At 68.3% G+C, this 25,261-nt stretch carries 16 protein-coding genes; 10 read left to right on the forward strand and 6 right to left on the reverse strand.

Annotated features, from left to right (window positions below; all coding sequences use genetic code 11):
• Nucleotides 1-140: 140 nt before the first annotated feature.
• Nucleotides 141-1,253, forward strand: a complete 1,113-nt coding sequence (locus NKJ47_RS04320) for a hypothetical protein (protein ID WP_254460302.1) — start codon at nt 141-143, stop codon at nt 1,251-1,253.
• Between the two features lie 1,230 nt (nt 1,254-2,483).
• Here the strand turns inward: NKJ47_RS04320 and NKJ47_RS04325 are convergent.
• On the reverse strand, nt 2,484-2,900 hold the full coding sequence (locus tag NKJ47_RS04325; protein ID WP_254460303.1) for a hypothetical protein: 417 nt from the start codon (nt 2,898-2,900) through the stop codon (nt 2,484-2,486).
• A gap of 366 nt (nt 2,901-3,266) precedes the next feature.
• Entirely contained in the window at nt 3,267-3,674 is a 408-nt protein-coding gene (locus tag NKJ47_RS04330; RefSeq protein ID WP_254460304.1) for a hypothetical protein, read from the reverse strand.
• 492 nt (nt 3,675-4,166) lie between these two features.
• Here NKJ47_RS04330 and NKJ47_RS04335 point away from each other — a divergent pair, with 492 nt between their 5' ends.
• The 6 genes from NKJ47_RS04335 (at nt 4,167) to NKJ47_RS04360 (ending at nt 16,703) form a co-directional block, all read left to right on the forward strand.
• A complete protein-coding gene (locus NKJ47_RS04335) occupies nt 4,167-7,553 on the forward strand; it encodes a GH92 family glycosyl hydrolase (RefSeq protein ID WP_254460305.1) in 3,387 nt (1,128 codons plus the stop codon).
• A 235-nt stretch (nt 7,554-7,788) separates the two neighbouring features.
• Nucleotides 7,789-10,950 carry a TonB-dependent receptor gene (locus NKJ47_RS04340; RefSeq protein ID WP_429002518.1) on the forward strand — a complete coding sequence of 1,054 codons (3,162 nt, stop codon included), beginning with the start codon at nt 7,789-7,791 and terminating at the stop codon, nt 10,948-10,950.
• Nucleotides 10,951-11,087: 137 nt separating this feature from the next.
• The gene (locus NKJ47_RS04345; protein ID WP_254460307.1) at nt 11,088-13,532 is read left to right on the forward strand and encodes a GH92 family glycosyl hydrolase; all 2,445 of its coding nucleotides are present in this window, start codon (nt 11,088-11,090) and stop codon (nt 13,530-13,532) included.
• A 75-nt stretch (nt 13,533-13,607) separates the two neighbouring features.
• Nucleotides 13,608-14,777 (forward strand): LacI family DNA-binding transcriptional regulator, encoded by a 1,170-nt coding sequence (locus tag NKJ47_RS04350; protein WP_254460308.1) that lies wholly within the window; start codon nt 13,608-13,610, stop codon nt 14,775-14,777.
• A 185-nt stretch (nt 14,778-14,962) separates the two neighbouring features.
• Nucleotides 14,963-15,406, forward strand: coding sequence for a DUF2231 domain-containing protein (locus NKJ47_RS04355; protein ID WP_254460309.1), 444 nt, complete (start codon nt 14,963-14,965; stop codon nt 15,404-15,406).
• Entirely contained in the window at nt 15,399-16,703 is a 1,305-nt protein-coding gene (locus tag NKJ47_RS04360; RefSeq protein WP_254460310.1) for a PQQ-dependent sugar dehydrogenase, read from the forward strand. The genes NKJ47_RS04355 and NKJ47_RS04360 overlap by 8 nt, the downstream gene beginning before the upstream one ends.
• Nucleotides 16,704-16,812: 109 nt before the next feature.
• On the opposite strand, the gene NKJ47_RS04365 is transcribed toward NKJ47_RS04360, so the two are convergent.
• Both NKJ47_RS04365 and NKJ47_RS04370 read right to left on the reverse strand, forming a co-directional pair.
• Nucleotides 16,813-19,941 (reverse strand): multidrug efflux RND transporter permease subunit, encoded by a 3,129-nt coding sequence (locus tag NKJ47_RS04365; RefSeq protein WP_254460311.1) that lies wholly within the window; start codon nt 19,939-19,941, stop codon nt 16,813-16,815.
• A gap of 15 nt (nt 19,942-19,956) precedes the next feature.
• Nucleotides 19,957-21,105 carry an efflux RND transporter periplasmic adaptor subunit gene (locus tag NKJ47_RS04370; protein ID WP_254460312.1) on the reverse strand — a complete coding sequence of 383 codons (1,149 nt, stop codon included), beginning with the start codon at nt 21,103-21,105 and terminating at the stop codon, nt 19,957-19,959.
• A gap of 153 nt (nt 21,106-21,258) precedes the next feature.
• Between NKJ47_RS04370 and NKJ47_RS04375 the strand changes: the two genes are divergently transcribed.
• The 3 genes from NKJ47_RS04375 (at nt 21,259) to NKJ47_RS04385 (ending at nt 23,571) form a co-directional block, all read left to right on the forward strand.
• Nucleotides 21,259-21,990 (forward strand): response regulator, encoded by a 732-nt coding sequence (locus NKJ47_RS04375; RefSeq protein ID WP_254460313.1) that lies wholly within the window; start codon nt 21,259-21,261, stop codon nt 21,988-21,990.
• A complete protein-coding gene (locus tag NKJ47_RS04380; RefSeq protein WP_254460314.1) occupies nt 21,987-23,093 on the forward strand; it encodes an ATP-binding protein in 1,107 nt (368 codons plus the stop codon). Before NKJ47_RS04375 ends, NKJ47_RS04380 begins: the two co-directional genes overlap by 4 nt.
• A 322-nt stretch (nt 23,094-23,415) precedes the next feature.
• The gene (locus NKJ47_RS04385; RefSeq protein ID WP_254460315.1) at nt 23,416-23,571 is read left to right on the forward strand and encodes a hypothetical protein; all 156 of its coding nucleotides are present in this window, start codon (nt 23,416-23,418) and stop codon (nt 23,569-23,571) included.
• A gap of 34 nt (nt 23,572-23,605) precedes the next feature.
• Here the strand turns inward: NKJ47_RS04385 and NKJ47_RS04390 are convergent, their stop codons facing one another.
• The gene (locus NKJ47_RS04390) at nt 23,606-23,845 is read right to left on the reverse strand and encodes a DUF1653 domain-containing protein (protein ID WP_254460316.1); all 240 of its coding nucleotides are present in this window, start codon (nt 23,843-23,845) and stop codon (nt 23,606-23,608) included.
• A gap of 265 nt (nt 23,846-24,110) precedes the next feature.
• A complete protein-coding gene (locus NKJ47_RS04395) occupies nt 24,111-25,100 on the reverse strand; it encodes an MBL fold metallo-hydrolase (RefSeq protein WP_254460317.1) in 990 nt (329 codons plus the stop codon).
• Between the last annotated feature and the right edge of the window lie 161 nt (nt 25,101-25,261).

Consider the following 25,261-nt stretch of genomic DNA (forward strand, 5'->3'; position numbering starts at 1 on the left):
CGCTGCTGCTATCCAATCAAGGCATGGCCAGGCTTGCTGCTGGCGCAGGGCTCCGCGTCAACGATTTCCTAGCAGAAACGCTTGAGCCCTCATATCTCAGAGACGACGCGGTGAATCCTTCGCGGACTATAGAACTGGCCTTGAACGCCTTTCCCTCGCTGCCGGCGAAGCTGCTGGACGCTGCCGGCAAGCCGGTGACGTCAATCACTGTCCCCAAGAAGGAGCTGTTCCACCATTTCTACTTGACGAAATATGGGGAAGCACCCGCCGTCGACGACGTTTTTGAGTATTGGGGACGGCTGACGGATGGGGCCGATTGGCGCATGAAGGGGGGAGGTATTGGGGCCGATACCGAATCCAAGCGCAATGTGTCCAATGAGTTGGGAAAGACGTTTGCGCGATGGTTCCTATACACACACTTCGGACACACCTATTTCTGTCCGTTTGACGTTGCAATGGAAATGAGCTGGCCAGGATCTGGACATACCTGGAGCCGGCGAGAGCCAGGCGATCTGCCTGATTATGTTTGCGGGCCCGACGAAACCAGCAGTATCCATTTGCTTGAGGCGAAGGGCCGCTACAGCTCGGTGACGTTTAAGACCAAGGAATTCGACAGCTTCCGGAAGCAGCTTACGCGAGCGCGACTGTGTGATTCGGCAGGGAGGGAAGTGGCAGTTAAGGGCTTCATTAGTGCAGCTCGCTGGGGCACAGCAGAGACGCCCAGAGTGAAGTCAAAACTGTGGGTAGAAGATCCGTGGACCGAGGGTATGCGCGACGCTGGCTACCCCGAGTCCGCCGGGAGATCGATGGTACTTGGTCACTACGTTTCCATCTTCCAAAGACTGCAGTTGCCGGTTGTCGCGGACAGCCTTCAATTTGCGTTTCCTCTGCAAGAGCAGGCAAGCAACGAACAGCGCGGCCTATGGGTGTGTCGGACAGGCCCATTGGCAGGGCGTAAGTTCGTCGGCGGGATCATCCCCAGCCCAGGTCATCGCGGTTACTGGCCGATGTACCATGACGACTGGATCGGGAATCCTTTTATTTTGCTTCCTCCCGTCCAATTTTTCGGCCTAGAGGCTGGCATGTTCCACAGCCTGCTCCAGGCGGCACGTGCTGGGGTAGATCAGCCCACACGTCTCGAACCGATGTTTGTGCCAGATCGGTTGGGGTCACTCAGCCTATTGCGCGACGGCTCCATCCTGGGGCCGGCCAGCTACTTTGAAGCGATCGGTGTTGTCCGCATTGACGAGTAGGTGGCGGTGGGCTGAGACTGTAGCCTAGATGTAGCCTGGGCGAAGGAAGCTCTTGGTAATTGATTGATCCATAAGGGGAATTCTCCAGTTGACGGATCACTCATAATCCTTTGGTTCCAGGTTCGAATCCTGGTGGGCCCACCAGTCGATCTACGTCCCGCATGGTGAGCGCACGCCCGGCCGATCTGTCGCGATGTGCGTGCTCGAACGGGGTGTCCAAGTTGCGCAAGGTGCCGCTCGGCAACGCCAATGCGCATATGGCGGCATGGCTGCACAGCGCCGATGCATCCAAGCTCTAAATCTCCACCCTCACCAGTGTGTGATGCAGCTTGACTCGGAGCGCTGTCCATCGAATGCAAGCACGCCATCCAGAGCGTGATGCTGTTGAAAAAGGCTCGCTCGTTAAGCCACGCCTCGTGAAGCTGTAATGTCGTCACTCAAAGCACGGCGCAGAGCGGGATCGCTTCTGCCGCCGGGCGGCTCATTGGGAGTCCGGCGCTGCCGGGCTGGATGTTGATGTCCGGGATGTAGGCGTCACTGCCGGAGCTGGCAAGGTCTGCTGTTCGTGACTAGTCGCATGAAGTCCGTGCACCGGCGTTTGGGCTTTGGGGTTCGCATGCGCTCGCCGTCGTGTGCTGCGTCTGATGTGGGCTCTCGCCGCGATTTGCCGAGTCGATCCGGCACGAGTTGCACGGTCGCACTCGCGCCATTCGCCTCCTTCCAGCGCGGCGAACCCGCACCTGCGCTACCGGCATAGACTGATAAAACAGTTGTTCAGATAGCCATTGGCAATGGCCCCGAACATCTCTATTGGGCCAAGGCCGACATGGGCTAGGCCGGGCTGTATGCACTGCGCTGGGTAAAACAGGGGGCAGGGCGCAATTACTTGCATCAACTCCCAGCGGGTAACGTCTAAAACCCATGTAGTGGGAGATGTGATCTGCCCCAAGTTTGCCTGGCTCCAGCTTCCGCAACCTTCTGACAGTCGCCACCGCAAGCCGCCGCGAAGGGTTGTTGAAGAAAGCCGCTTGGCGCAGCTGACCCGTTACTCGAAAGGCAATCGCTAGATCAAGCCGCGCCGCAAAGCGGCGTCGGCTTGAATGCAGTGCAGGTCGCTTACCGGCAAGTGGTAACGCCCAAGCTGCTGGTGCTGCAGCGCGTTGCGTCGCCCTTGCCGTCGCGATACGGCATGTTGGTGAAGGAGTCCGTCGCGCCGCGAACCGCGATGCCCTAATCGCTACGGGTCGTGGTATTGCCGTAGGAGTCCGTGCTGCTGCGCGTCACGCTTCCGTCGTCGCCGCGGCAGGTTTTGTTGCCGTACGAGTCCGTGGAGCAGCGAATCGTATTCCCCCGGTCGTCACGGGTCGTGGTGTTGCCGTAGGAGTCCGTGCTGCTGCGCGTCACGCTTCCGTCGTCGCCACGGCAGGTTTTGTTGCCGTACGAGTCCGAAGAGCAGCGAATCGTGTTGCCCTGGTCGTCACGGGTTGTGGTATTGCCATAGGAGTCTGAGCTTGTGCGCGTCACGCTTCCATCGTCGCTGCGGCATGTTTTGTTGCCGTACGAGTCCGTCGAGCAGCGCGTTGTGTCGGCAAATGCGCTCGACGTTGCCAGCAGTCCAGTCAAAAGTGCGAGTGTGGCCATTTTCATTTGAAACCCCCTGTGTGTGGAGCGATCTGACGCTAGCGATTGTAGCCGCTGATAGATAGTCAAGCAGGTCGCAGGCGCCATCACCTTTCATTCGCTTCTTGCCGCATGACGGCCAGGAAAATTGGGCCAGAGTGCATCTGCCGCATCAATTTCCGTAGGGGCAACGTCCAAGACATATGGAGCGGGAGATGTACGGTGCCCCATGGTTTCTGATCCCAGCTTTCGCAAGCTTCTGATAATCAATGTATGCCGCGGCGGAGCCTCGAGAAAAGAAGATGCTCAGCGCGACTGCCGTTGCGCGGAAGGACGTTGCTGGATCAAGCCGCGCCGCAACGCGGCGTCGGCTTGAATGCAGCGTTAGGCTGCTTACCGGCAAGTCTCAACGCGATAGGCATCGGTAGTGCAGCGCGTCGAGTTGCCCTTGCCGTCGCTGCACGTCTTGACGCCGAACGCGTCCGTGGTGCAGCGCGTCTGGTTGCCCTGGGTGTCGAGGGTCGTGGTCGTGCCGTAGGCATCTGTCGTGGTGCGCGTCAAGCTTCCGTCGCTGCCCTGGCACGCCTTGGTGCCGTAAGCATCGGTAGTGCAGCGCGTCTCGTTGCCCTGGTTGTCACGGGTCGTGGTCGTGCCATAGGCGTCTGTCGTAGTGCGCGTCATGTTTCCGTCGTCGCCGGTGCATGTCTTCACGCCGAACGCGTCGGTTGTGCAGCGTGTCCCGGCGAGTGCGCTCGACGTTGCCAGCAGTCCAGCCAAAATTGCGAGTGTGGCCATTTTCATTTGAAACCCCCTGTGTGTGTGGAGCGATCCAGCGCTTGCCAGTGTAGCCGTTGATCGTCAGTCAGGCAGGGCGCTCTATCGCCTTCGATCGCTCCCCGTCGCGTGGCGCTTCAGCGTCATGCCTCTTCGTATTCGACCTAAACCAGAGACGCTGGATCGCGTGTCGATCCGCAGGCGAACTGTTGCGCAGCAGCATGCAACTCTTCGAAAGGCGTGTTACTTCTAGCTCGGTTGGATCGATCCAAAGCCGTTGATGCAGCGCATCCTTGGGGGAGATGGCGGGTAGGGATCGCGTGCGACGAGTTTGCTGACGCCTGCTCTCTAGTCCGCATGCAGCTGCGGTCGTGAAGCTGTGCTGGATGCCGACTTGAGCGGCGATCCATCGGGTCGATCCGGTCCGCGTTGCGTGCCTTCACTGCACGCCGTTGCCACCGGGGTGCGTGACGCCACGCGTCGCGGCACAACTGACCGAGAGAGTTTGGGGAGCCTGTCATGTCAATTTGCCCGCGCTTCGCGCACTTGCCTGAATCCTCACGCCGATGGTTGGCGTCGGTCGTCGCCTCGGCGCTCCTGTGCGCGGGCACCGGCGCGGCATGCGCGGCCGAAACCGACTTTGCGTCCTCGTTCGAGCGCGGCGAACCTGCACCGGCGGCGCAGTCTGACAAAACCGGCGTGAGCGTCGTCATCGGCAACGGCCCCGAACAGCCCTACGCGGCCAAGGCCGGCATGGGTTATACCGGCCTGCATGCGCTGCACTATCGCGCCAATGTGGCCGGGCGCGCGCAGCTGTTTGCGGTCGATCTCCCAGTAGAAACGGACACGGTGCTGTCGTGGATGGTGCTGCCGGAGATCGTCGACGGCGATACGGTGGCCTCGACCGGCGTGACGGTGGATCTGCTGTTCGACGACGGGCGCCGCTTGTCCGAGTTGGGCATGGAGGATCAGCACGGTGCGCCGGTCAGTGCGGCGGGGCAGGCGGCGTCGAAGACGCTGTATCCGCAGCAGTGGGCGTTCAAGCAGGTGCGGCTGGGCACCGTGACGGCGCTGCGCGGCAGGCGCATCCGCGCGATCGAGCTGCAGGTACGGCCGGGGGCCGGCAAGGTGGCGTCGGGTTGGATCGATGATGTCGCGGTGCGGCGCGTGCCCGCGCCGCAGGCGGCGCGGCGGCCCAGCGACGAGGTGGTGACCACGCGCGGGACGCAGTCCAACGGCACGTTTTCGCGCGGCAACAACATTCCGGCCACGGCGATGCCGCATGGCTTCAATTTCTGGGTGCCGGCGACCGATGCGGGAACGCTGAGCTGGCTGTACCGCTGGAACGAGCAGAACGGCGACGACAACCGGCCGCGGCTGCAGGCGCTGTCGATCAGCCATGAACCCAGCCCGTGGATGGGCGATCGCCAGACCTTCCAGGTGATGCCCTCGGCCACGCGCGGGGTGCCGGAGGCGGACCGCGCGAAGCGTGCGTTGTCGTTCAGTCACGACCACGAGGAGGCGCGCCCGCATCTGTACCGGGTGGATTTCGACAACGGCATCCGTGCGGAGCTGACGCCGAGCGAGCGGGCGGCGATCTTCCGCTTCCGCTTTCCCGAGGGCAGCGATGCCAATCTGCTGTTCGACAACATCGACGCGCGTGGCGGGCTGACCCTGGATGCTGCGACGCAGACGCTGCGCGGCTATTCGGATACGCGCAGCGGCCTGTCCAACGGCGCCACGCGCCTGTTCGTATATGCGCGCTTCGACCGTCCGTGGATCGCCAGCGGCAAGATCGCCACGGGTCGCGCCACCGGCTACGTGAAGTTCGCGCCGGGTGCGGACCGCACGGTGGTGATGCGGATCGCCACTTCGCTGATCTCGGTGGAGCAGGCGCAGCGCAATCTGCAGCAGGAGATCGGCGACGCCGGGTTCGAGGTGGTGCAGGCGCGTGCGCAGGATGCGTGGGACGCGGTGCTGGGGCGGGTGCAGGTGCAGGGCGCCAGCCACGACCAGCGGGTCACGATGTACTCCAATCTGTACCGGCTGTTCCTGTATCCGAACATCGCCCACGAGAACGTCGGCGACGCGGCGCATCCGGACTGGCGGCATGCCGACCAGAACCGTTGGTCCAAGGACAACGCCGGCGGCGACGCCGAGCGCACCTCGGCGCCGATCCTGCCGGGCAAGGTCTACGTCAACAACGGCTTCTGGGACACCTTCCGCACCAGTTGGCCGGCCTATGCGCTGTTCGCGCCCGAGCAGGCCGGGGCGATGATCGAGGGCTTCTTGCAGCAGTACCGCGACGGCGGCTGGGTGGCGCGCTGGTCCTCGCCGGGCTATGCGGACCTGATGGTCGGCACCAGTTCCGACGTCGCCTTCGCCGATGCCTGGCTGAAGGGCGTGCGCGGCTTCGATGCGAAGGAGGCCTATGCGGCGGGGCTGCGCAATGCCACGGTGGTTCCGCCGGTGTCGAACGTCGGCCGCAAGGGCCTAGCGCGCTCGATGTACCGCGGCTACGCTGCCAACGACGTGCACGAAGGGCTGTCGTGGACGCTGGAGGGCGCGCTCAACGATTTCGGCCTTGCGCAGATGGGGCAGGCGCTGGCGGAACAGGAACAGGATCCGCAGCAGGCGCAGCGCTACCGCGAGGAAGCCGAGTACTTCCAGGCGCGCGCCACCGAATACGTGTCGCTGTTCGACCCCGCTACCCGCTTCTTCCGCGGGCGCACGCCGGCCGGCGAGTGGGATGCGCCGGCGGCGCGCTTCGATCCGCGCGTATGGGGCGGCGACTACACCGAGGCCAATGCCTGGACCTTCGCCTTCACCACGCTGCACGACGCGGCCGGCCTGGCCGGGTTGCTGGGCGGCGAGGACGCGATGGCCGCCCGCTTGGACGAACTCTTCGCCACGCCCGAGACCGCGGACAAACGCTTTGCCGGCAGCTACCGCGGCGTCATCCACGAGATGACCGAGGCGCGCGACGTGCGCATGGGCATGTACGCGCACAGCAATCAGCCCTCGCACCATCTGCCGTGGATGTACGTGGCGGCTGGGCAGCCGTGGAAGACCCAGCGTCTCACCCGCGAGGTGCTGCGCCGGCTTTACCTGGGCAGCGAGATCGGCCAGGGCTACCCGGGCGACGAGGACAACGGCGAGATGTCGGCGTGGTACCTGTTCGCCATGCTCGGGCTGTATCCGCTGCGCATGGGCGCGCCGGAGTACGTGATCGGTTCGCCGGCGTTCCCGCGCGCCGAGGTCGACCTCGGCAACGGCCACAAGTTGGTGGTGATCGCCCGCAACAACAGTGCACGCAACGTGTACGTGCAGTCGCTCACGCTCAACGGCAAGCCGTGGAACAAGGCCTGGCTGCGCCATGCGGACATCGCCGACGGCGCCACGCTGGAGTTCGTGATGGGCGCGACGCCCTCGCGCTGGGGCAGTGGCGCCGACGCATTGCCGCCGTCGCTGACGCCGCCGGGCAGCGCGCCGCGCGGACTGGAGGATGTGGCCTCGCAGGCCGTCGCGGTGTCGCTGCAAGGACAGTCCAGGGCTGCGGCCTTGATCGACGACGACGCGACGACGGCGTTGCCCCTACCGGCCGACGCCAGTGTCGACCTGCGCTTCGACAAGCCGATGCATGCCACGCACTACACGCTGACCAGCGCCGACAGCGCCTTGTCCGGCCTGGCGTGGACGCTGGAAGGGCGCAACGCCGATGGCGCGTGGACCACGCTGGACCAGCGGCGTGCGCAGCGCTTCGCCTGGGCGCGGCAACTGCGGCCGTTCCGCATTGCGCGCCCGGGCGCCTACTCCGCGTACCGGCTACGCATCGAGGCGGGCGACGGCATTTCGCTGGCCGAAATCGAACTCTTGCAGCCGGTGACGCGGCAGGCCATGCCGTGAGTCAGCAGCACCGCAGCGTGTGCGCGCTGCTGCGCGCGCTGTAGACGACACGCCATGCCCTAGACCTGTTGCGCGGCAACATGCGTTGCGAAGGAGGCTGTGGTACTTAAGCTTCCCGCTGCATTAGAACGATCCAATTCAGTTTGTGCAGGGACATGGGGGAGGAACCGTAGGGCCGGCTCGCCGCAATGGCGCCGGGTGTTTTCTACAGCGACGCGTGCCTGTTGCCCGGTCACTGGATCGGGTGGCGGCCGCGCTCGCGCAGCCGATCAATCTTTGGGAGAGGATGATTGAAATGAACTGCATGCCATTCGCACGCAACCGCAGCACGCTGTCCGCCGGCATCGCCATCGCCTTGTTCGCGAGCGCCGCCTCCACCACCGCCTTCGCGCAGCAGGCCGACGGGACGCCGGCCCCCGCGGGCCAGCCCGAATTGCAGGCTACCGACCTGGACGCGGTGACGGTGACCGGCTATCGCTACGCGATCGAGAAGAGCCTGGAGCAGAAGCGCAACGCCAACGCCGTGGTCGATGTGATCACCGCCGAGGACGTCGGCAAGTTCCCCGACAAGAACGTGGCCGATGCGCTGCAGCGCGTGCCGGGCGTAGTCATCAGCCGCGATGGCGGCGAAGGCAAGAACGTCAGCGTGCGCGGTCTGTCCTCGGAGCTGGTGCTGACCGAATTGAACGGCAACTACATCGCCACCGCCGAGTCCAACGGCGACCCGACGCGCTCGTTCAACTACACGCTGCTGCCGTCGAACCTGCTGGGCAGCGCGGAGCTGTACAAGACGCCGGAAGCGCGCATCGACGAAGGCGGCATCGGCGGCACGGTGATCCTGCAGACGCGGCGCCCGCTGGAGCTGGAGTCCAATTCCGGCTTCGTCTCCGCCGAAGGCGTGTGGTCGGATACCAGCAAGAAGACCGACGGCCAGTTCTCCGGCTCGTACTCATGGCACGACCAGGACAACCGCTTCGGCGTGTTCGTCGGCTACACGCAGCAAAAGCGCACCGCACGCACGCTCAACGCCAGCACCGAGAGCTGGCAGTGGTACGGCCGCGACGAAGGCGGCCCGGCGGTCGACGTGAACGGCAATCCCTCGGACTTCAACGCCAACTGGTGGGGCGGCACCGGCTTCTGGGACCAGAACGGCAGGTACTACACCCGCTTCATGATGCCGACGGCGGTCAGCCTGGACGTCAAGCAGGAGCAGCGCGAGCGCAAGGGCGGCCAGCTGACCTTGCAGTTCAAGCCGACCGACGACCTGACCCTGACCGCGAACTATTTCCGCTTCGACCTGTCGCAGAACTCGCAGACCAATACCGTCAAGATTCCCGAGTGGAACATCGCGCGCTACTACGGCGACGGCAACTGGCGCGGCGGCCGACTGCTCGACGGGCTGCAGTTCGATCCCAGCGGCACCATCGTCACCGGTGCCGCCTACAGCCTGCATCCGGGCAAGACCTACTACTGCAGCGAGGCCCAGGCCGCCGCGGCCGGCCTGCCGCCGGGCGGCTGGGGCTCGGACGACTGCACGGTGCCGACGCCGCAGATCACCGGCAGCTACAACATCGAGAAGTCGCTGTCGCAGACGATGGACCTGGGCGGCGAATGGCGTGGCGAGAAGGTGGACGTGTCGTTCAAGGCCGGCCGCACCTGGGCCAAGGGCGGGCCGGAACTGCAGTTCTCGCTGCCGATCAAGCCGCGCCGCCAGAACGCCGACGGCAGCTGGAGCAACGGCAATTTCGCCAGCGCCTGGGACCTGACCGGCACGCCGACCATGACCTTCTCGCCGGAGCTGATGCAGAACCTGCGCAACGGCATCCTGCAGGTCGACCTGGGGTCGACCGGTTCGTCCTGGACCCGCAACACCAACCAGCAGCAGTACGCGCAGATCGATACCACCTGGCATATCGACGGCGATTTCTTCGACTCGCTGCAGTTCGGCCTCAAGCGCCGCGATGGCGGCATCCACCGCAGCACCGGCAACAACTATTGGGTGTGCCCGGGCACCGACCCCAGCGACTACAACAACCGCTACTGGAACGGACGCTGCAATGCCCTGGCCACGCAGTTCTCGCCGGAGTTGCTGTTCCCGCTGGACAACCTGGCCGGCGGAGTCAGGTCCAGCGCGTTCCCGGCGATCAACTTCCCGGGCTACATCGGCTACTTGAACAACACCTACGGCGCGATGCAGACCCGCAACGAGGACAACTTCGTCTACAACGTCGACGAGAAGATCTACTCGACCTACCTGCAGCTCAACTTCCACACCGAGCGCCTGCGCGGCAATGTCGGCGTGCGGGTGGCGCGCACCGGCCAGCATGCCGATTCCACCGACAAGGTGACCGCCTACAACGACTACTTCTTCGACGGCGCCGACGGCAACCCGCTGGCCTGCCAGCAGGGCGCCGCCATGCCCGCCGGCGCGCCGGCCGACACCTACTGCGGTACCGAAGGCTACTGGCGCCTGTCGGACACCCAGCAGCGCAGCGAGTCGTTCGTGGTCAGCGCGCTGGACCGCAACTACACCGATGTGCTGCCCAGCTTCAACCTGGCCTACGATCTGACCGAGAACCTGCTGCTGCGCGCAGCGGCGTCGAAGGTGATCGCACGGCCCAGCTACAACGCCATCGCCGCACCTGGCAGCCTGGAGTACTACAGCCCCGAATACGTGGCCGACCGGCGCCTGACCGGCGGCGCCAGCGAGCAGGGCTGGTACGGCTCGGGCAGCAACAAGAAACTGGAGCCGTACAAGGCCAACCAGTTCGACCTGGGGCTGGAGTGGTATTTCCAGCCGGGCTCGGTGGCGGGCGTGGGGCTGTTCCGCAAGAACGTGGAGAACTTCTCGGTCGACGTGATCAGCGACGTGAACATGGTGATCAACGGCCAGGCGGTCACGGTGCAAAACTACAGCACCAAGGCCGGTGGCCAGGATGCGGTGTCGCAGGGCGTGGAGCTGTATGCGCAGCACACGCTGCCGTCCGGCCTCGGCGTGCAGTTCAACTACACCTACAACGATGCCAGCAAGGCGGCGGTGCGGCTGGAGGACGGTACCGAGGTCGGCAAGACCGCCATGCCCGGCAGCGCCAGGAACCAGACCAATCTCACCGTGTTCTACGAGACCGACCGCCTGCTGCTGCGCGCCTCGTACAACCGTCGCGGCGAGCTGGTGCAGGGCCTGGTCAACGGGTTGAACGTGTACGAGGAGCCGTACTACCAGATCGATCTGAACGCGGCGTACAACATCACCCCGGCGCTGAGCCTCACCGCGTCGGTGCTGAACCTGACCAAGCAGGAGTCGCGCCAGCACCTGGGCGACGACACCCGGGCGCGCTTCTACACCGGCGGCTACGCCGGGCGGCTGGCGTACCTGGGGCTGACCTACAAGTTCTAAGCTGCAGCGTGTCGTGCCCATGCCTGCCGCGCGGCGGACGGCATGGGCACGACGGTCCGGCGACGGCCGGGCTACCGTTTTCGCCGTCCACGACCGCGCCGTCGCGCCTGTCGCGGTCGTTCACCACAGGACCCATCATGACGTCTTCCCCGCTGCCTTCCCTGCTGCGCACGCTCGCCTTGTCCCTGCTGTTGACCACACCGGCGCTGGCCGCCGCGCCGCGGCTCAGCGCCGAGGTCAACACCTTCATCGGCAGCAAGGACGACGGCAACACCTTCCCCGGCGCGTCCGCACCGTTCGGGATGATCCAGGTCAGCCCGATCGGCGCGCACTACGCCGGCTGGCGCTACGACGATCCGCAGATCCGCGGCTTCGGCCATTCCTTCCTGTCCGGCGCCGGTTGCTGGGAACAGGGTGGGCAGGTCTCGGTGCTGCCGGTGACCGGGCGCATCGGTCCCGGCGGCGAGTTCGATACGGGCGATCCGAAGTCCTTCGACCACACCCGCTACGGTGCGCGCTACCAGCACGACGGCGAGCGCGGCCAGGCCGGCTACTACAAGGTGCGGCTGACCGATTACGGCGGCATCGACGCCGAGGCCACCGCGCTGACCCGCGCCGCGGCCGAGCGCTATACCTTTTCCACATCGGGCGATGGCCATGTGCTGGTCAACATCGGCCAGGCCAACGCCCGCCACACGGTCACCGGCAGCACCCTGACCGTCGTGGGCGACCGCGTGGTGGAAGGCAAGCTGGTGACGCAGAGCTTCTGCGGCGGCCACCAGTACACCACCTGGTTCCGCCTGGAGTTCGATCGCCCGTTCAAGGCCTTCGGCACCTGGGGCGAGGCCGGCGGCGTGCCGGGATCGCGCCATGGCATGGAGGGCGAGGGCAAGCCCAGCGGCGCGTGGCTCACCTTCGACCTGGGCAAGGACCGCTCGGTCACCGCCATCTCGGCGATCTCGCACGTGGATGCCGAGGGCGCGCGCAACAATCTGCACAGCGAGGGCATGGCCAACGGCCGCCTGCTCGGCTTCGATGCCATGCGCGCCCGCGCGCAGCAGGCGTGGGACAAGGAGTTGGCCAGCGTGCGCGTGCACGGCGGCAGTGGCGACGACCGCATGGTGTTCTATACCGCGCTGTACCACGCGCTGCTGCAGCCACTCACCGGCAGCGACGCCGACGGCCGCTACCGTGGCTACGACGACGGCATCCACCGCGCCGACGGCTGGACCTACCACGAGTATTTCTCGCTGTGGGACACCTACCGCTCGCAGAACCAGTTGCTGGCGCTGCTGCGGCCGCAGCGCGCCGCCGACATCGCCCGCTCGATCCTGGCGATCAATGCACAAGGCGGCTGGCTGCCGCGCTGGGGCTACGCCAACTTCGAGACCAACGTGATGACCGGCGATCCGGTCACGCCGTTCCTGGTCGACCTGTGGCGCTTCGGCGCGCTGCAGGGGCGCGAGGCCGAGGCCTACGCCGCGCTGCGCCGCAACGCCTTCGAGATGCCGCCGTTGAACTCGCGGCATGCCGGGCGTTCCGGTAATGCCAACTACCTGGCGCAGGGCTTCGTGGAGTACGACCGCGCGTTCCCGTCCAAGGGCATGGACGTCGATCCGCACCATGGCGGCTCGGCGACGCTGGAGTACGCATTGGCCGACTGCGCGCTGTCGGCCATGGCCGGCGCGCTGGGCCATGCCGAGGACGCGGCGGTGCTGAACCGACGCGGGCGCAACTGGCGTTCGATCTGGGATCCGTCGGTGCGCGATGTGCAGACCGGTTTCACCGGCTTCCCGCGGCCGCGTACCGAGGACGGTGCGTGGTACACGCCGCCGGACGGCCGTTACGACCCGCGCTCGCAGCACGGCTTCCACGAAGGCACGGCCTGGCAGTACCAGTGGCTGGCGCAGCAGGACGTGCCGGGGCTGGTGCAGGCGATGCACGGGCCCGAGCAGACCGCGCGGCGCCTGGACGCGTTCTTCGCCTACGACGCGCTGCTGGCCGATCCGGCCGGCGCCGCACGCAAGCAATGGGTGGTGGGGCCGTACAGCTACTACAGCCAGTTCCGCTACAACCCCAACAACGAGCCCGACCTGCATGCGCCGTGGATGTACACGCTGATCGGCCAGCCGTGGAAGACCAGCACCGTGCTGCATGCGGCGCAGACGCTGTTCACCAATGCGCCGAACGGCGTCACCGGCAACGACGACCTGGGCACGATGTCGGCGTGGTATCTGTTCAGCGTCATCGGCCTGTATCCGGCGGTGCCGGGCACCGGCCAGTTCCTGCTGCACGCGCCGCGCTTCTCGCGCGTCGACCTGGACGTGGGGCCCGGCCGCACGCTGCGCATCGACGCGCCGCAGGCCGGCGACGGCACGCTGCGCTACGTCGGTGGCGTGTCGCTGGACGGCCGCGCGCACGCGCCGGTGTGGCTGGACTGGGCGCAGCTGCGCCAGGGTGGGCGCCTGCGTTTCGACCTGCGCGATGCGCCGCAACCGCAGGGCTGGGGCACGCAGCCGCAGGACCTGCCGGTGTCGCCGTGCGCGGCGCCGACCACCACTGCCAGCCTGCGCTGGCGCTGACCTCGCACCGTACCGCACCAGGGGCGCGCAGCCGATGGTTTAGGCTGGGCGCCTCGTCCGAAAGGAATCGATCCGATGCGCCAGAAGCGTCCACCTCGAACCGGATCCGCAGGCGCTGCCAAGGCCGTCAAGGGCGTGTCGCGCAAGGCGGGGCCGGTCGCGGCGGAGCAGGCCGGCAAGGCCAAGAAGGCCCCACCGGCTGCCGCCGCGCACGACCGCCAGCGCGTGGTGACCGTCACCGACATCGCCGAGGCGGTCGGCGTTTCGCGCGCCACCGTCTCGCTGGTGCTGCGCGGCAGCCCGTTGGTACATGCCGACACGCGCGCGCGGGTGGAGGCGGAACTGAAGCGGCAGCGCTACGTCTACAACCGCGGCGCAGCCAATCTGCGCCGGCGCACCTCGACCTGCGTGGCCCTGGTCATCAACGACCTGGCCAATCCGTTCTTCGCCGAATTCGCTGCCGGCGTGGACGAGGCGCTGGGCGAGCGAGGCTACGTGACCCTGCTCGGCAGCACCGGCGAATCGCCCGCGCGGCAGCAAGCGGTGTTGGGCTCGCTGATGGAACACACCCCGGCCGGGGTGATCCTGTCGCCGGCCGAGGGCAGCGACGCGGCCGAATTGCACACGGTGCTGGACGCCCGCGCGAACGTGCTGCTGTTCAACCGCGAACTCGCCGGTGCCGACGACTGGGGCTTCCTCGGCCTGGACAACCAGCGCGGCGCGCAACTGGCCACCGAGCACCTGATCGCGCTCGGTCACCGCCGCATCGCCTTCTACGGCGGCCATGCCGATTCCAGTTCCTGCCGGCAGCGTCGTGCCGGCCACGCGCAGGCGATGCGGCAGGCCGGGCTGCCGATCGACCAGGCCTGGCTGATCGAGTCGGCGCCCAATCGCCTGGAAGCGGCCGCGCGCCACGGCGAACTGTTCGCCCGCGACGCGCCGCCGACCGCGGCGGTTTGCTACAACGACACCGTCGCGTTGGGCCTGATGCTGGGCCTGCTCGCGCGTGGCATTCGCCCCGGCCAGGACTTCGCGGTCACCGGTTTCGACGACATCCCCGAGGCCGCGGTGAGCACGCCCGCGCTGACCACGCTCGCCGCGCAGCCGCGCGCGCGTGGCCGTCAGGCGGCGCAGCTGGTGCTGGAGCGGCTGGACGCGGCCGCTCCACCGCGCAGGACGATCGTGCCGGTGAGTCTGTCGGTGCGCGAGAGCAGCGGAGCGCCGATCGCGCCCGCGCGCGCCTAGCGCTGCGATCGCGGCTGCGGCCGAAACGACGATGCGGGATGGAATGCCCGCGCGCGCAGTGCCATCGCGACGCCCTCTAGACAGGGACGGGCAGATAGTGGGTTCCCTCACCACGGCGGCGCGTTCCGTGGGCGCGTGGTGAGCGGGCGATTCGTCCCCTTCTTCCTTTCGTCGAGAGCTGTCTCATGCATCTGCAGACTGCACCGCGCCGTTCCGTGGTGGCCAACGCCTTCTACGGCCTGCTCAATCCCATTCCGTTCGGCTGCTTCGTGGCTGCACTGATCTTCGACATCGTCTACGCCCGCAGCGGGGTGATCCTGTGGACCAAGGCGGCGGCCTGGCTGATCGCGATCGGGCTGGTCATCGCCATCGTGCCGCGTCTGATCAATCTGGTGCAGGTCTGGATCACCGCGCGGCGCTCCGTGCTGCCGGTGGAACGGCTCGACTTCTGGTTGAACCTGCTCGCCATCGTCGCCGCCATCTTCAATTCCTTTGTGCACAGCCGCGACGCGTATGCGGTGGTCCCGGCAGGGCTCTGGCTCTCGATCGCCACGGTCACGCTGTTGGCGATCGGGCATGTGCTCATCGCCATCCGCACCACGCCACGCGAGGGCTACGCCCATGGCTAAGCGCCTTTGCATGTCCGCCTTCGCGCTGAGCTGCGCGGTGGCCCTGGCCGCCTGCAGCGGCAAGGCCTCGCTCGAGCCAACCCAGCAGGCGGGCAACGCGCCGCCGCTGCCGCAGCCACGCAACTTCCTGCTGCCGCCGATGCAGGTTCCCGAGGGGGTGGGCTGGAAGGAGGGGCAGGCGCCCACCGTGGCGGCAGGCCTGAAGATCGAGAAGATCGCCGGCGGCCTGAAACATCCGCGCCAGTTGTACGTGCTGCCCAACGACGACGTGTTGGTGGTGGAGGCCAATTCGCCGGGGATGGAGCCTGTCACCACGCCCAAGCAACTGATCGCGGGGCTGGTCCAGAGCCGCTCCGGCAAGAGCGCCAAGGGTGGCAACCGCATCACCCTGCTGCGCAGGACCGCGGACGGCAGGTGGGAGCAGCATGCGTTCCTGAAGGGGCTGCACTCGCCGTTCGGGGTGCAGTTGATCGGCGATGCGCTGTACGTCGCCAACACCGACAACATCATGAAGTTCCCCTATGTCGCGGGCCAGACCGAGATCACCGCGCCCGGCACCGTGTTCGCCGATCTGCCCGGCACGATCGAGCACCATTGGACCAAGGCACTGCTGGCCAGCCCCGACGGACGCAAGCTGTACGTCGGCGTGGGCTCCAACAGCAACATCGGCGAGAACGGGCTGGACGTGGAGTACCGCCGCGCGGCCGTCCTGGAAGTGGACGTGGCCTCGGCCAGCAGCCGCATCTTCGCCTCGGGCATCCGCAATCCGACCGGACTGCAGTGGGAGCCGCGCACCGGCAAACTGTGGGCGATCGCCAACGAGCGCGACGAGATCGGCGCCGACCTGGTGCCCGACTACCTGACCTCGGTGCAGGACGGCGGCTTCTACGGCTGGCCGTACAGCTACTACGGACAGAACGTGGATGTGCGGGTCAAGGACCAGCGCCCGGATCTGGTGGCCAAGGCGATCAAGCCGGACTACGCACTGGGCTCGCATGTGGCCGCGCTCGGTCTGTGGTTCTCCCGCGGCGATACGCTGCCCGCAAAGTACCGCGAGGGTGCCTTCGTGGCCGAGCACGGCAGCTGGAACCGCTCGCCGCTCAGCGGCTACCAGGTGGTGTACGTGCCGTTCCAGCAGGGCCGGCCGGTCGGCCCGCCGCAGACCGTGGTCAGCGGCTTCCACTCGCAGGACGAGTCGCAGCTGTTCGGTGCCCCGGTCGGCCTGGCGCAGGACAGGGACGGCGCGCTGCTGATTGCCGACGACGTCGGCAACAGCGTCTGGCGTGTGCGTTTCTGACCGAGCGCATGATGCCGCCCACCTTGACGTGGGCGGCGCCGTCTGCACGCGATGCCGCCCTCCGCGCGGGCGCCGGCCTCCGGCCGGGACTGCAGCCCCCGCAGCACTTCTAGTTTCCCGACGACGCGCCCCTGCGGCGCGCGCGCCACGTCGCCACGCGCTCCTGCAGCCCCACCACGCAGACGAAGAACGCCGGTACGAAGAAAATCGCCAGCACGGTGCCGCTGACCATGCCGCCGAACACGCCGGTGCCGATGGCGTGCTGGGTCTCGGCGCTGGCGCCGCTGGCCAGCATCAGCGGCACCACGCCCAGGGCGAAGGCCAGCGAGGTCATCAGGATCGGGCGCAGGCGCAGGCGCGCGGCGTTGGTCGCCGCCTCGAGCAGACCCTGCCCATCGCGGTGCAGTTGCCGGGCGAACTCGACGATCAGGATCGCGTTCTTCGCCGACAGGCCGATGATGGTGATCAGCCCGACCTTGAAGAACACGTCGTTGGGCAGGTCACGCAACATCACCGCGGCCACCGCGCCGAGCAGACCCAGCGGCACCACCAGCATCACCGACAGCGGGATCGACCAGCTCTCGTACAGCGCCGCCAGCACCAGGAACACCACCAGCGCCGACAGCAGCATCAGCAGCGGCGCCTGCGCGGCCGACTGCCGCTCCTGCAGCGATTGCCCGGTCCAGGCCACGGCGAAGCCCGGCGGCAGCTGCGCGGCCAGCCGTTCCATCTCGGCCATGGCCGCGCCGCTGGACACGCCGGGCGCGGCGCCGCCGGCGATGCGCATGGCCGGGAAGCCCTGGAAGCGCATCAACTGCTGCGGGGTGTCGGTCCAACTGGCGCGCACCACTTCGCGCAGCGGCACCATGCCGCCGTCGTCGCTGCGCACGCGCAGATCCAGCACGTGGTCCAGTTGCATGCGCGACGCGGCGTCGGCCTGCACGATTACCTGCTGCATGCGCCCGGCGTTGGGGAAATCGTTGACGTATAGCGAGCCCATCGCCGCCGACAGCGTGTTGCTGACTGCGGCGAACGACAGGCCCATGGCCTCGGCCTGCTGGCGGTCGATCTCCAGGTGGATGCTCTTGCCCGGTGGCAGGCCGTCGGCATAGACGTCGCTGACCACGTCGCTGCGCGCGGCCAGGTCCAGCAGTTGCGCCTGCGCCGCCAGCAGCGCGGCCTCGCCGCGGTTGCCGCGGTCCTGCAGGTACAGGGTGAAGCCGGAGGACGTGCCAAGCTCGTCGATGGCCGGCGGCAGCAGGCTCATCACCGCGCCTTCGGGCAGGGTCGCCATCGCCTGCTGCGCGCGCTCGGCTTCGTCGCGCGCGCTGGCGCCGTCGCGCTGGTCCCAGTCCTTGAGCATGGTGAAGGCCATGGCCGCGTTGGTGCCCGAGCCGGAGAAGCTGAAACCCAGGATCACCAGGTTGGAGGCCAGCGCCGGGCGGGTGGCGACATGGCGCTCGAACGCCTCGACCACGTCGAGGGTGCGCTCGCTGGTGGCGCCGGTGGGCAACTGGATCGAGGTCATGAAGTAGCCCTGGTCCTCTTCCGGCAGGAACGCCGAAGGCAGCACGCGCAGCGCGAAGACCAGCGCCACGCACAGCGCCGCGAACACCGCCATCACCCGCGCACCGCGTCGCACCAGCCAGGTCACGCGCGTGGCGTATCCACCCGCAAGGCGCTCGAAGCCACGGTTGAACGCGCCGAAGACGCCAGGCTTGGCGTGATGACCAGGCGCGACCGGGCGCAGCAGGGTCGCGCACAGCGCCGGGGTCAGGGTCAGCGCCAGCAACGCCGAGAACAGGATCGACACCGCCATCGCCAGGGTGAACTGCTGGTAGATCACCCCTACCGAGCCGCTGGCGAAGGCCATGGGGATGAACACCGCGGTCAGCACCAGGGTGATGCCGACCACCGCGCCGGTGATCTCGCGCATCGCCTTGGTCGTGGCCTGCCGCGGCGGCAGGCCTTCGCTGGCCATGATCCGTTCGACGTTCTCCACCACCACGATGGCGTCGTCGACGATGATGCCGATCGCCAGCACCATGCCGAACATGGTCAGCACGTTGATCGAGAAACCGGCCAGCAGCATCACCGCGAAGGTGCCCAGCAGCGCGATCGGCGCGACGATGGCCGGGATCAGCGTGTAGCGCACGTTCTGCAGGAACAGGTACATCACCAGGAACACCAGCACCATCGCTTCGAGCAGGGTCTTGAGCACCTGCTGGATGGAGAGCTTGACGAACGGCGCGGTATCGAACGGGATCGAATAGGCCATCCCGGCCGGCATGCTCGCGGCCAGCTCCGCCATCCGCGCCTGCACCGCCTGCGCGGTGCGCAGCGCATTGGCGCCGGGCGAGAGCTGGATCGCCGCGCTGGTGGCGGCGGCGCCGTTCTCGCGATTGGAAAAACCATACGACTGCGCGCCCAGTTCCACCCGCGCCACGTCGCCCAGGGTGACCCGCGCGCCGCCGCGATCGGCGCGCAGCACGATGGCGGCGAACTGCGCCGGCGTGGTCAGTTGTCCGGCCACGGTCAGCGGCACGCTCAGGCGCTGCCCGCGCACGGCCGGTTCGTCGCCGAGGCGGCCGGGGGCGATCTGCGCGTTCTGCTGTTCGATCGCCTGCGCCAGCTCGGTCATGGTCAGGCCGTAGGCGACGAGCTTGTCCGGGTCCACCCATACGCGCATGGCCTGCTCGGCGCCGAACAGCTGCACGCGGCCGACGCCGTCGATGCGCCGCAGCTCCTGCACGATGTTGCGCGCCAGGTAGTCGTTGAGCGCCACTTCGTCGTAGCGGCCGTCGGGCGAGGTCAGGCCGACCAGCATCAGGAAGCTGGAGGCGGCCGACTCCACCTGCAGGCCGTTCTGCCGCACCGCCTGCGGCAGCCGCGGCTCTATCGCCTTGAGCCGGTTCTGCACGTCCACCTGCGCCAGCTCCGGGTCGGTGCCGGGCTTGAAGGTGGCGGTGACCTCCGCGTTGCCCGAACTGTCCACCGAGGACGCGAAGTACAGCAGGTGCTTGACCCCGGACAGTTCGCGCTCGATCAGGCTCACCACCGAATCGTTGAGCGTCTGCGGCGTGGCGCCGGGGTAGGCGGCATACAGCGACACCGAAGGCGGCGCCACCGACGGATAGCGCGCCACCGGCAACCGGCCGATGGCCAGGCTGCCGAACAGCACGATGAACAGGGCGATCACCCAGGCGAAGACCGGGCGCTCGATGAAGAATTGCGGCATGGCGGTGTCCCCGGCTCAGTCCGCGGCCGCGGGTGCGGCCGCCGGCGGCCGCCACGCGCGCGCGTCCACCCGGGCGCCGGCGCTGAGCCGGTCGATGCCTTCGACCACCACCCGCTGCCCGGCCTGCAGGCCGGCGACGACGCGGTAGTGCCCCTGCACCAGCTCGCCCAACTGCACCGTCGCGCTGCGTACGCGCGCGTCGGCGTCCAGCACCCACACCTGCGCGTGCTTGCCGACGTGGGTGACCGCCTGCTGCGGTACGCGCAGCGCCTGCGCGTACTGGGCGCGCGGTACCCGCGCGCGCACGTACATGCCCGGCAGCAGGCGCCGCTGCGGGTTGTCGACCAGGATGCGCAGCAGCACGCCGCCGGTGCCGGCATCGACGTGGGTGCCGGAGAACAGCACGCGCCCGCTCAGCCCGGAGGGCGTGCCGCTGCGGTCGAGGATCTGCACCGGCAGGCCGTCGCCGGCGGCGGCCTGGGCGCGCGCGGCCGGCTCCAGCGGGTCCAGGTCGGCGGCGGACTGGCGCACGTCGACGTAGACCTGGTCGATCTGCTGGATCACCGCCATCGGCGCGCTGTCGCTGGGCGAGACCAGCGCGCCCTCGGTGAGCAGCGCCTGGTCGATGCGGCCGCCGATCGGCGCATCGACCGTGGCGAAGGCCAGGTCCAGGCGCCGCCGCGCCAGCGTCGCCTGCGCCTCGGCCACCGCCGCGGCGGCCTGCGTGCGCTGCGAGGCGACGTCGTCGTACATCTGCCGGCTGACCATGCCCGAGTCCAGCAGCCGCTGCAGCCGTGCGTGCTGCACGTCGGCCAGGACCTGCCCGGCCTGGGCGCGGTGCAGTGCGGCCGCGGCGGTGTCCACGTCGGCCTGGAACGGCGCCGGATTGATCTGGAACAGCGCATCGCCGCGGTGGACGTCGGCGCCCTGCTCGAAGAAGCGGCGCTGCACGATGCCGCCGACCTGCGGACGGATCTGCGCGCTGCGCACCGCGGCCACGCGCCCGGGCAGGTCCACGCTCACGCTCATGGGCGCCGGTTGCAGGGTCACGGCGGTGACCCGCACCGGCGTGGCCGCGGGCGGCGGCTCCGTGCCGCCGCCGCAGCCGGCCAGGGCCAATGCCAGCGCGCCGCCGATTCCCAGAGTCCGTCCCCGTTGCCGCATGCCCATGCCTCGTGCCTCGTCGCTGCCGCCGCGGATGCGGCGGACGCCAAAGCCGTCTATGGTCGCGGCCGCGGGTTGCGCGGCGTTCGATGCCGTGTGGAGATATGATGGAGAGCCGCCCGTCCGGGCCGACGCGCCTCTCGCCGCCACGCCATGTCCGTTTCCTCTCCGGGCGCTGCCGCGCCCGCGTCCGCGCCGCTGGTCCTGATCGCCGAAGACGAGAGCGAGATCGCCGAGATCCTCACCGCCTACCTGGCGCGCAGCGGGCTGCGCACTGCGCATGCCGGCGACGGCCGCGCCGCACTGGATTTGCACCTGGCGCTGGATCCGGACCTGATCCTGCTGGACGTGCAACTGCCAGCGGTGGACGGCTGGAAGGTGCTGGCCGAACTGCGCCACCGCGGGCAGACGCCGGTGATCATGCTCACCGCGCTGGACCAGGACATCGACAAGCTGATGGGCCTGCGCCTGGGCGCGGACGACTACGTGGTCAAGCCGTTCAACCCGGCCGAGGTGGTGGCGCGGGTGCAGGCGGTGCTGCGGCGCATCCGCGGCAACGGCGCCGAGGAGGCGCGCAGCCTGCGCGTGGGTGCCTTCCACATCGATCTGGACCAGCACGAGGCCAGCGTGCGCGTGGGCGAACGCCGGCACACGCTGGACCTCACGCTCACCGAGTTCAAGCTGCTGGTGCGGCTGATGCGCGCGCCGAAGCGGGTGTTCAGCCGTGCCGAACTGCGCGACGCCTGCCTGCCGGAAGGCGACACCCAGGAGCGCACCATCGACAGCCACGTCAGCAAGCTGCGCAAGAAGCTGGAGGCGCTGGGCGTGCAGGGCACGCCGGGCTGCGTGCGCGGGGTCGGCTACCGTTTCGGATCCGGCGCATGAGCCGTGCCCCCGGGCTGCGCCGCCAGGTCATCCTGTCGCTGGGCGCGCTGGCGCTGTGGATCATCCTGCTGTCGGTGGTCGGCTCCTACGTGTTCTACGCGGTGGCGGTGGCCTATCTGCCGGACAGCATCTCCGACACCTGGGTGCCGTCGCATGTCGAGATGATGTGGATGGGCGCCACCGCGGCGCTGGCCGTGGCGATCGCGGTGGCGGTGGCGGTGCGGCTGTCGCGGCGCATCCTCACGCCGTTGAACTCGGTGGCGCGCAGCCTGCGCGAAGTCGCGCAGGGCAACCTGCATGCGCGCGCGAGCATGGACGCGCATGCACTGGGCGAGACCGCGCAGCTGGTGCGCGACTTCAACGCCATGGCCGATCGGCTGCAGGCGATGACCCGCGAGCGTGCGTTCTGGAATGCCGCCGTCGCCCACGAACTGCGCACGCCGGTGACGATCCTGCGGGGACGCCTGCAGGGCCTGGCCGAGGGCGTGTTCGCGCCGGACGTGGCGGCGTTCGAGAGCCTGCTGCGGCAGGTCGAGGGCCTGAACCGGCTGATCCAGGACTTGCGCGTGCTCAGCCTCACCGACAGCGGGCACCTGGAGCTGCAGCCGGCACCGGCCGACCTGGCCCAGGAGGTGGCGGCGGTGCTGCATGCGTTCGGCGCCAGCCTGGACGCGCGCGGCCTGGTGCTGGAACCCACGCTGGCGCTGCGCACGCCGGTGCTGTGCGATGCGGTGCGCATTCGCCAGGCGCTGATGGCCCTGCTGGAGAACGCGCAGCACTATGCCGAGCCGGGCCCGCTGCGGGTGGGCGTGCTGGCGCATGCGGGCCAGTGTGTGCTGTTCGTGGAAGACGCCGGCCCCGGCATCGCACCGGAGATCGCCGCGCGCGTGTTCGATGCGTTCCGCCGCGGCGATCCGTCGCGCTCGCGCAAGAGCGGCGGCAGCGGCCTGGGTCTGGCGGTGGTCAAGGCCATCGCCGTGGCGCACGGCGGCGATGCGCTGTGCGTGCCCGCAGGCAGCGGGACCCGCTTCGAGCTGCGTTGGCCGCTGGTGTCCTCGACCGAGGCCGTCGCACGTGCGGTGCAGGTGCCGGCCGTGCCGTAGGGACATGCCCGCCGTGCGGACGCTGCGCAGATCCGCCGCGTGCTCGAGTGTGGCTGCGCCGAGGACCGCGGAGCAGTGCACGCCTGCGGCACGTCGAGGGCGCAGTGCTTGGGTGCTGCGCCTAGATGCCGCGATTAGGTGCCGCGCGATCGACGGCGCCAGCGCTCGTTGCCGCGGCGAGCATGGTGCCTGTTCGCCGGCGGCACAGGTCGTGACGCGCGTGTGATGCGTGCGCAGGCGATCGCGGCGCGAGGCGCGCTAGCCAAGACCTTCACTGCGCCTGTGCTCTGGTAGCCACTGCACAACCGAACTGGAGTGTCGAATGGACACCACGCTGATGCCCTGGGTTGCCGGGCTGTTCATCCTGCTCATCGCCGCGATGCTGTACCTGGTGACCCGCGCCAAGAAGAACCGCAACCGCCCGGCGCAGGACCACGCCGCCACCAAGAGCGATGTGGACACCGCCGCCAAGCGCTAGGGCGCGGCGCCGATGGCTGCCGCCTGACGCAGTCTCAGGAGACGGCGTCCAGCGGCGCGAAGCGCGGGCGCGACACGCCGTCGACCTGCACTGGCTCGACGAACATCGGGTACGGCCGCACCCATAGTTCGCCTGTGCCGTACAGCGGCCGGTACAGCACCAGCGGTTCCAGCGTCTCGCTGCTGCGGACCACCCCCAGCACCTCGTATTCGCCGCCCTTGAAGTGGCGGTAGCGGCCCAGGGCGATGGAAGGCAGTGGGCTGAGGTCGCGCATGGCGGTGTCCTGGTGGGCGGGGAGCGCGAGTGTAGCGGTCTGCGCCTGCGTGCACGCTGCTTTGCCGCGACGAAGCGCGCGCGTGGCGGTTCGTCGCCTCGTAGGGGCCTCTTTGCTAACGACGGGGCGCATCGCCTAGGAGCGGCTTCAGCCGCGACGGGCGTTACCGGGAAAGCCTGTCGCGGCCGAAGCCGCTCCTACGGATTACCTGTAGGCAAATAGCGCCCGAGCGCTGCCCGTCCATCGTCGCCAGCATGCCCTGACGCTATGGCGCGGGATCGGCGAAGTCGAAGGCCTGCCCGGACTCGGCGGCGACGAAGTCGGCGGCGGCGACGCCTGCCAGGTGCAGGGCGGCGGCCAGCGCCTCGCGCGGCGCCTCACGGCCTTCGTCGGTAAGCTGGAAGGTGCCCCAGTGGATGCCGAGCGCGCGCCGCGCGCCGGTGTCCTGGAAGATCCGCACCGCTTCGGTGGGGTCGATGTGCTGCGGTGCCATGAACCAGCGTGGCGCGTAGGCGCCGATCGGGATCAACGCCACGTCGGGCGCGCCGTGCCGGGCGCGGATCTCGCGGAAGATGGCGCCATCGCCATAGCCGGTGTCCCCCGCGAACCACACCGATCCCCGCGCGGTCTCGATGAAGAAACCGGACCACAGCGCCATCCTGCGGTCGGCGATGCCGCGGCTGGACCAATGGTTGGCGCGGGTCAGCGTCGCCGTCGCGGCGTCGCCGATCGGCAGCCGGTCGTGCCAGTCGCCGGTCGCGATGCGCGCATCGGGAACGCGTTTGCGCAACAGGGCGTCGTTGCCCAGCGGCATCACGAACAGGGGCTGGTGCGCATCGTGCAGCCTGCGCAAGGTCGCCAGGTCGAAGTGGTCGTAGTGGTTGTGGCTCAGCAGGACCGCATCGATGGGAGGCAGGTCCGCGAAGCGGATGCCCGGTGCCGTCACCCGCTTGGGCCCGGCGATCTGCGAGGGGCTGGCCCGCTGCGACCACACCGGGTCGGTGAGCAGGTTGAGGCCGGCGGCCTGGATCAGCAGCGTGGCGTGGCCGACCATGGTGATGCGCAGGCCGTCGTGCCGCTGGGCGGGCACGGCGGGTGTCACCGGGACCTGCGCTGGCCAGCGCACGGCGCCCATTTCGGCTTTCCAGCGCAGCACCTTGCTCAGCGCGTTGTCGATGGTGGGCTGGCCGGGGTTGAAGAAGCGCACGCCGTCGAAATGGTCGCTGACGGGGCCACGATAGTAGGGGTTGGCCATTGAGGCACGGTCCAGGCGATGCAAGGGGATGGAAGGAGCCGGTGACGCGCCAGCGGCGCAGGCGCGGATGCGTGCCTGACGCCGTGCGAGGCGAACGCTGCCGACGCGGATCTGCGAAGGGGGATTCTAAGGGCGCGGCCCGCGGCTGCGCATCGCACGGC

This window comes from Xanthomonas sacchari, assembly GCF_024266585.1.
Classification (GTDB): Bacteria; Pseudomonadota; Gammaproteobacteria; order Xanthomonadales; family Xanthomonadaceae; genus Xanthomonas_A; species Xanthomonas_A sacchari_C.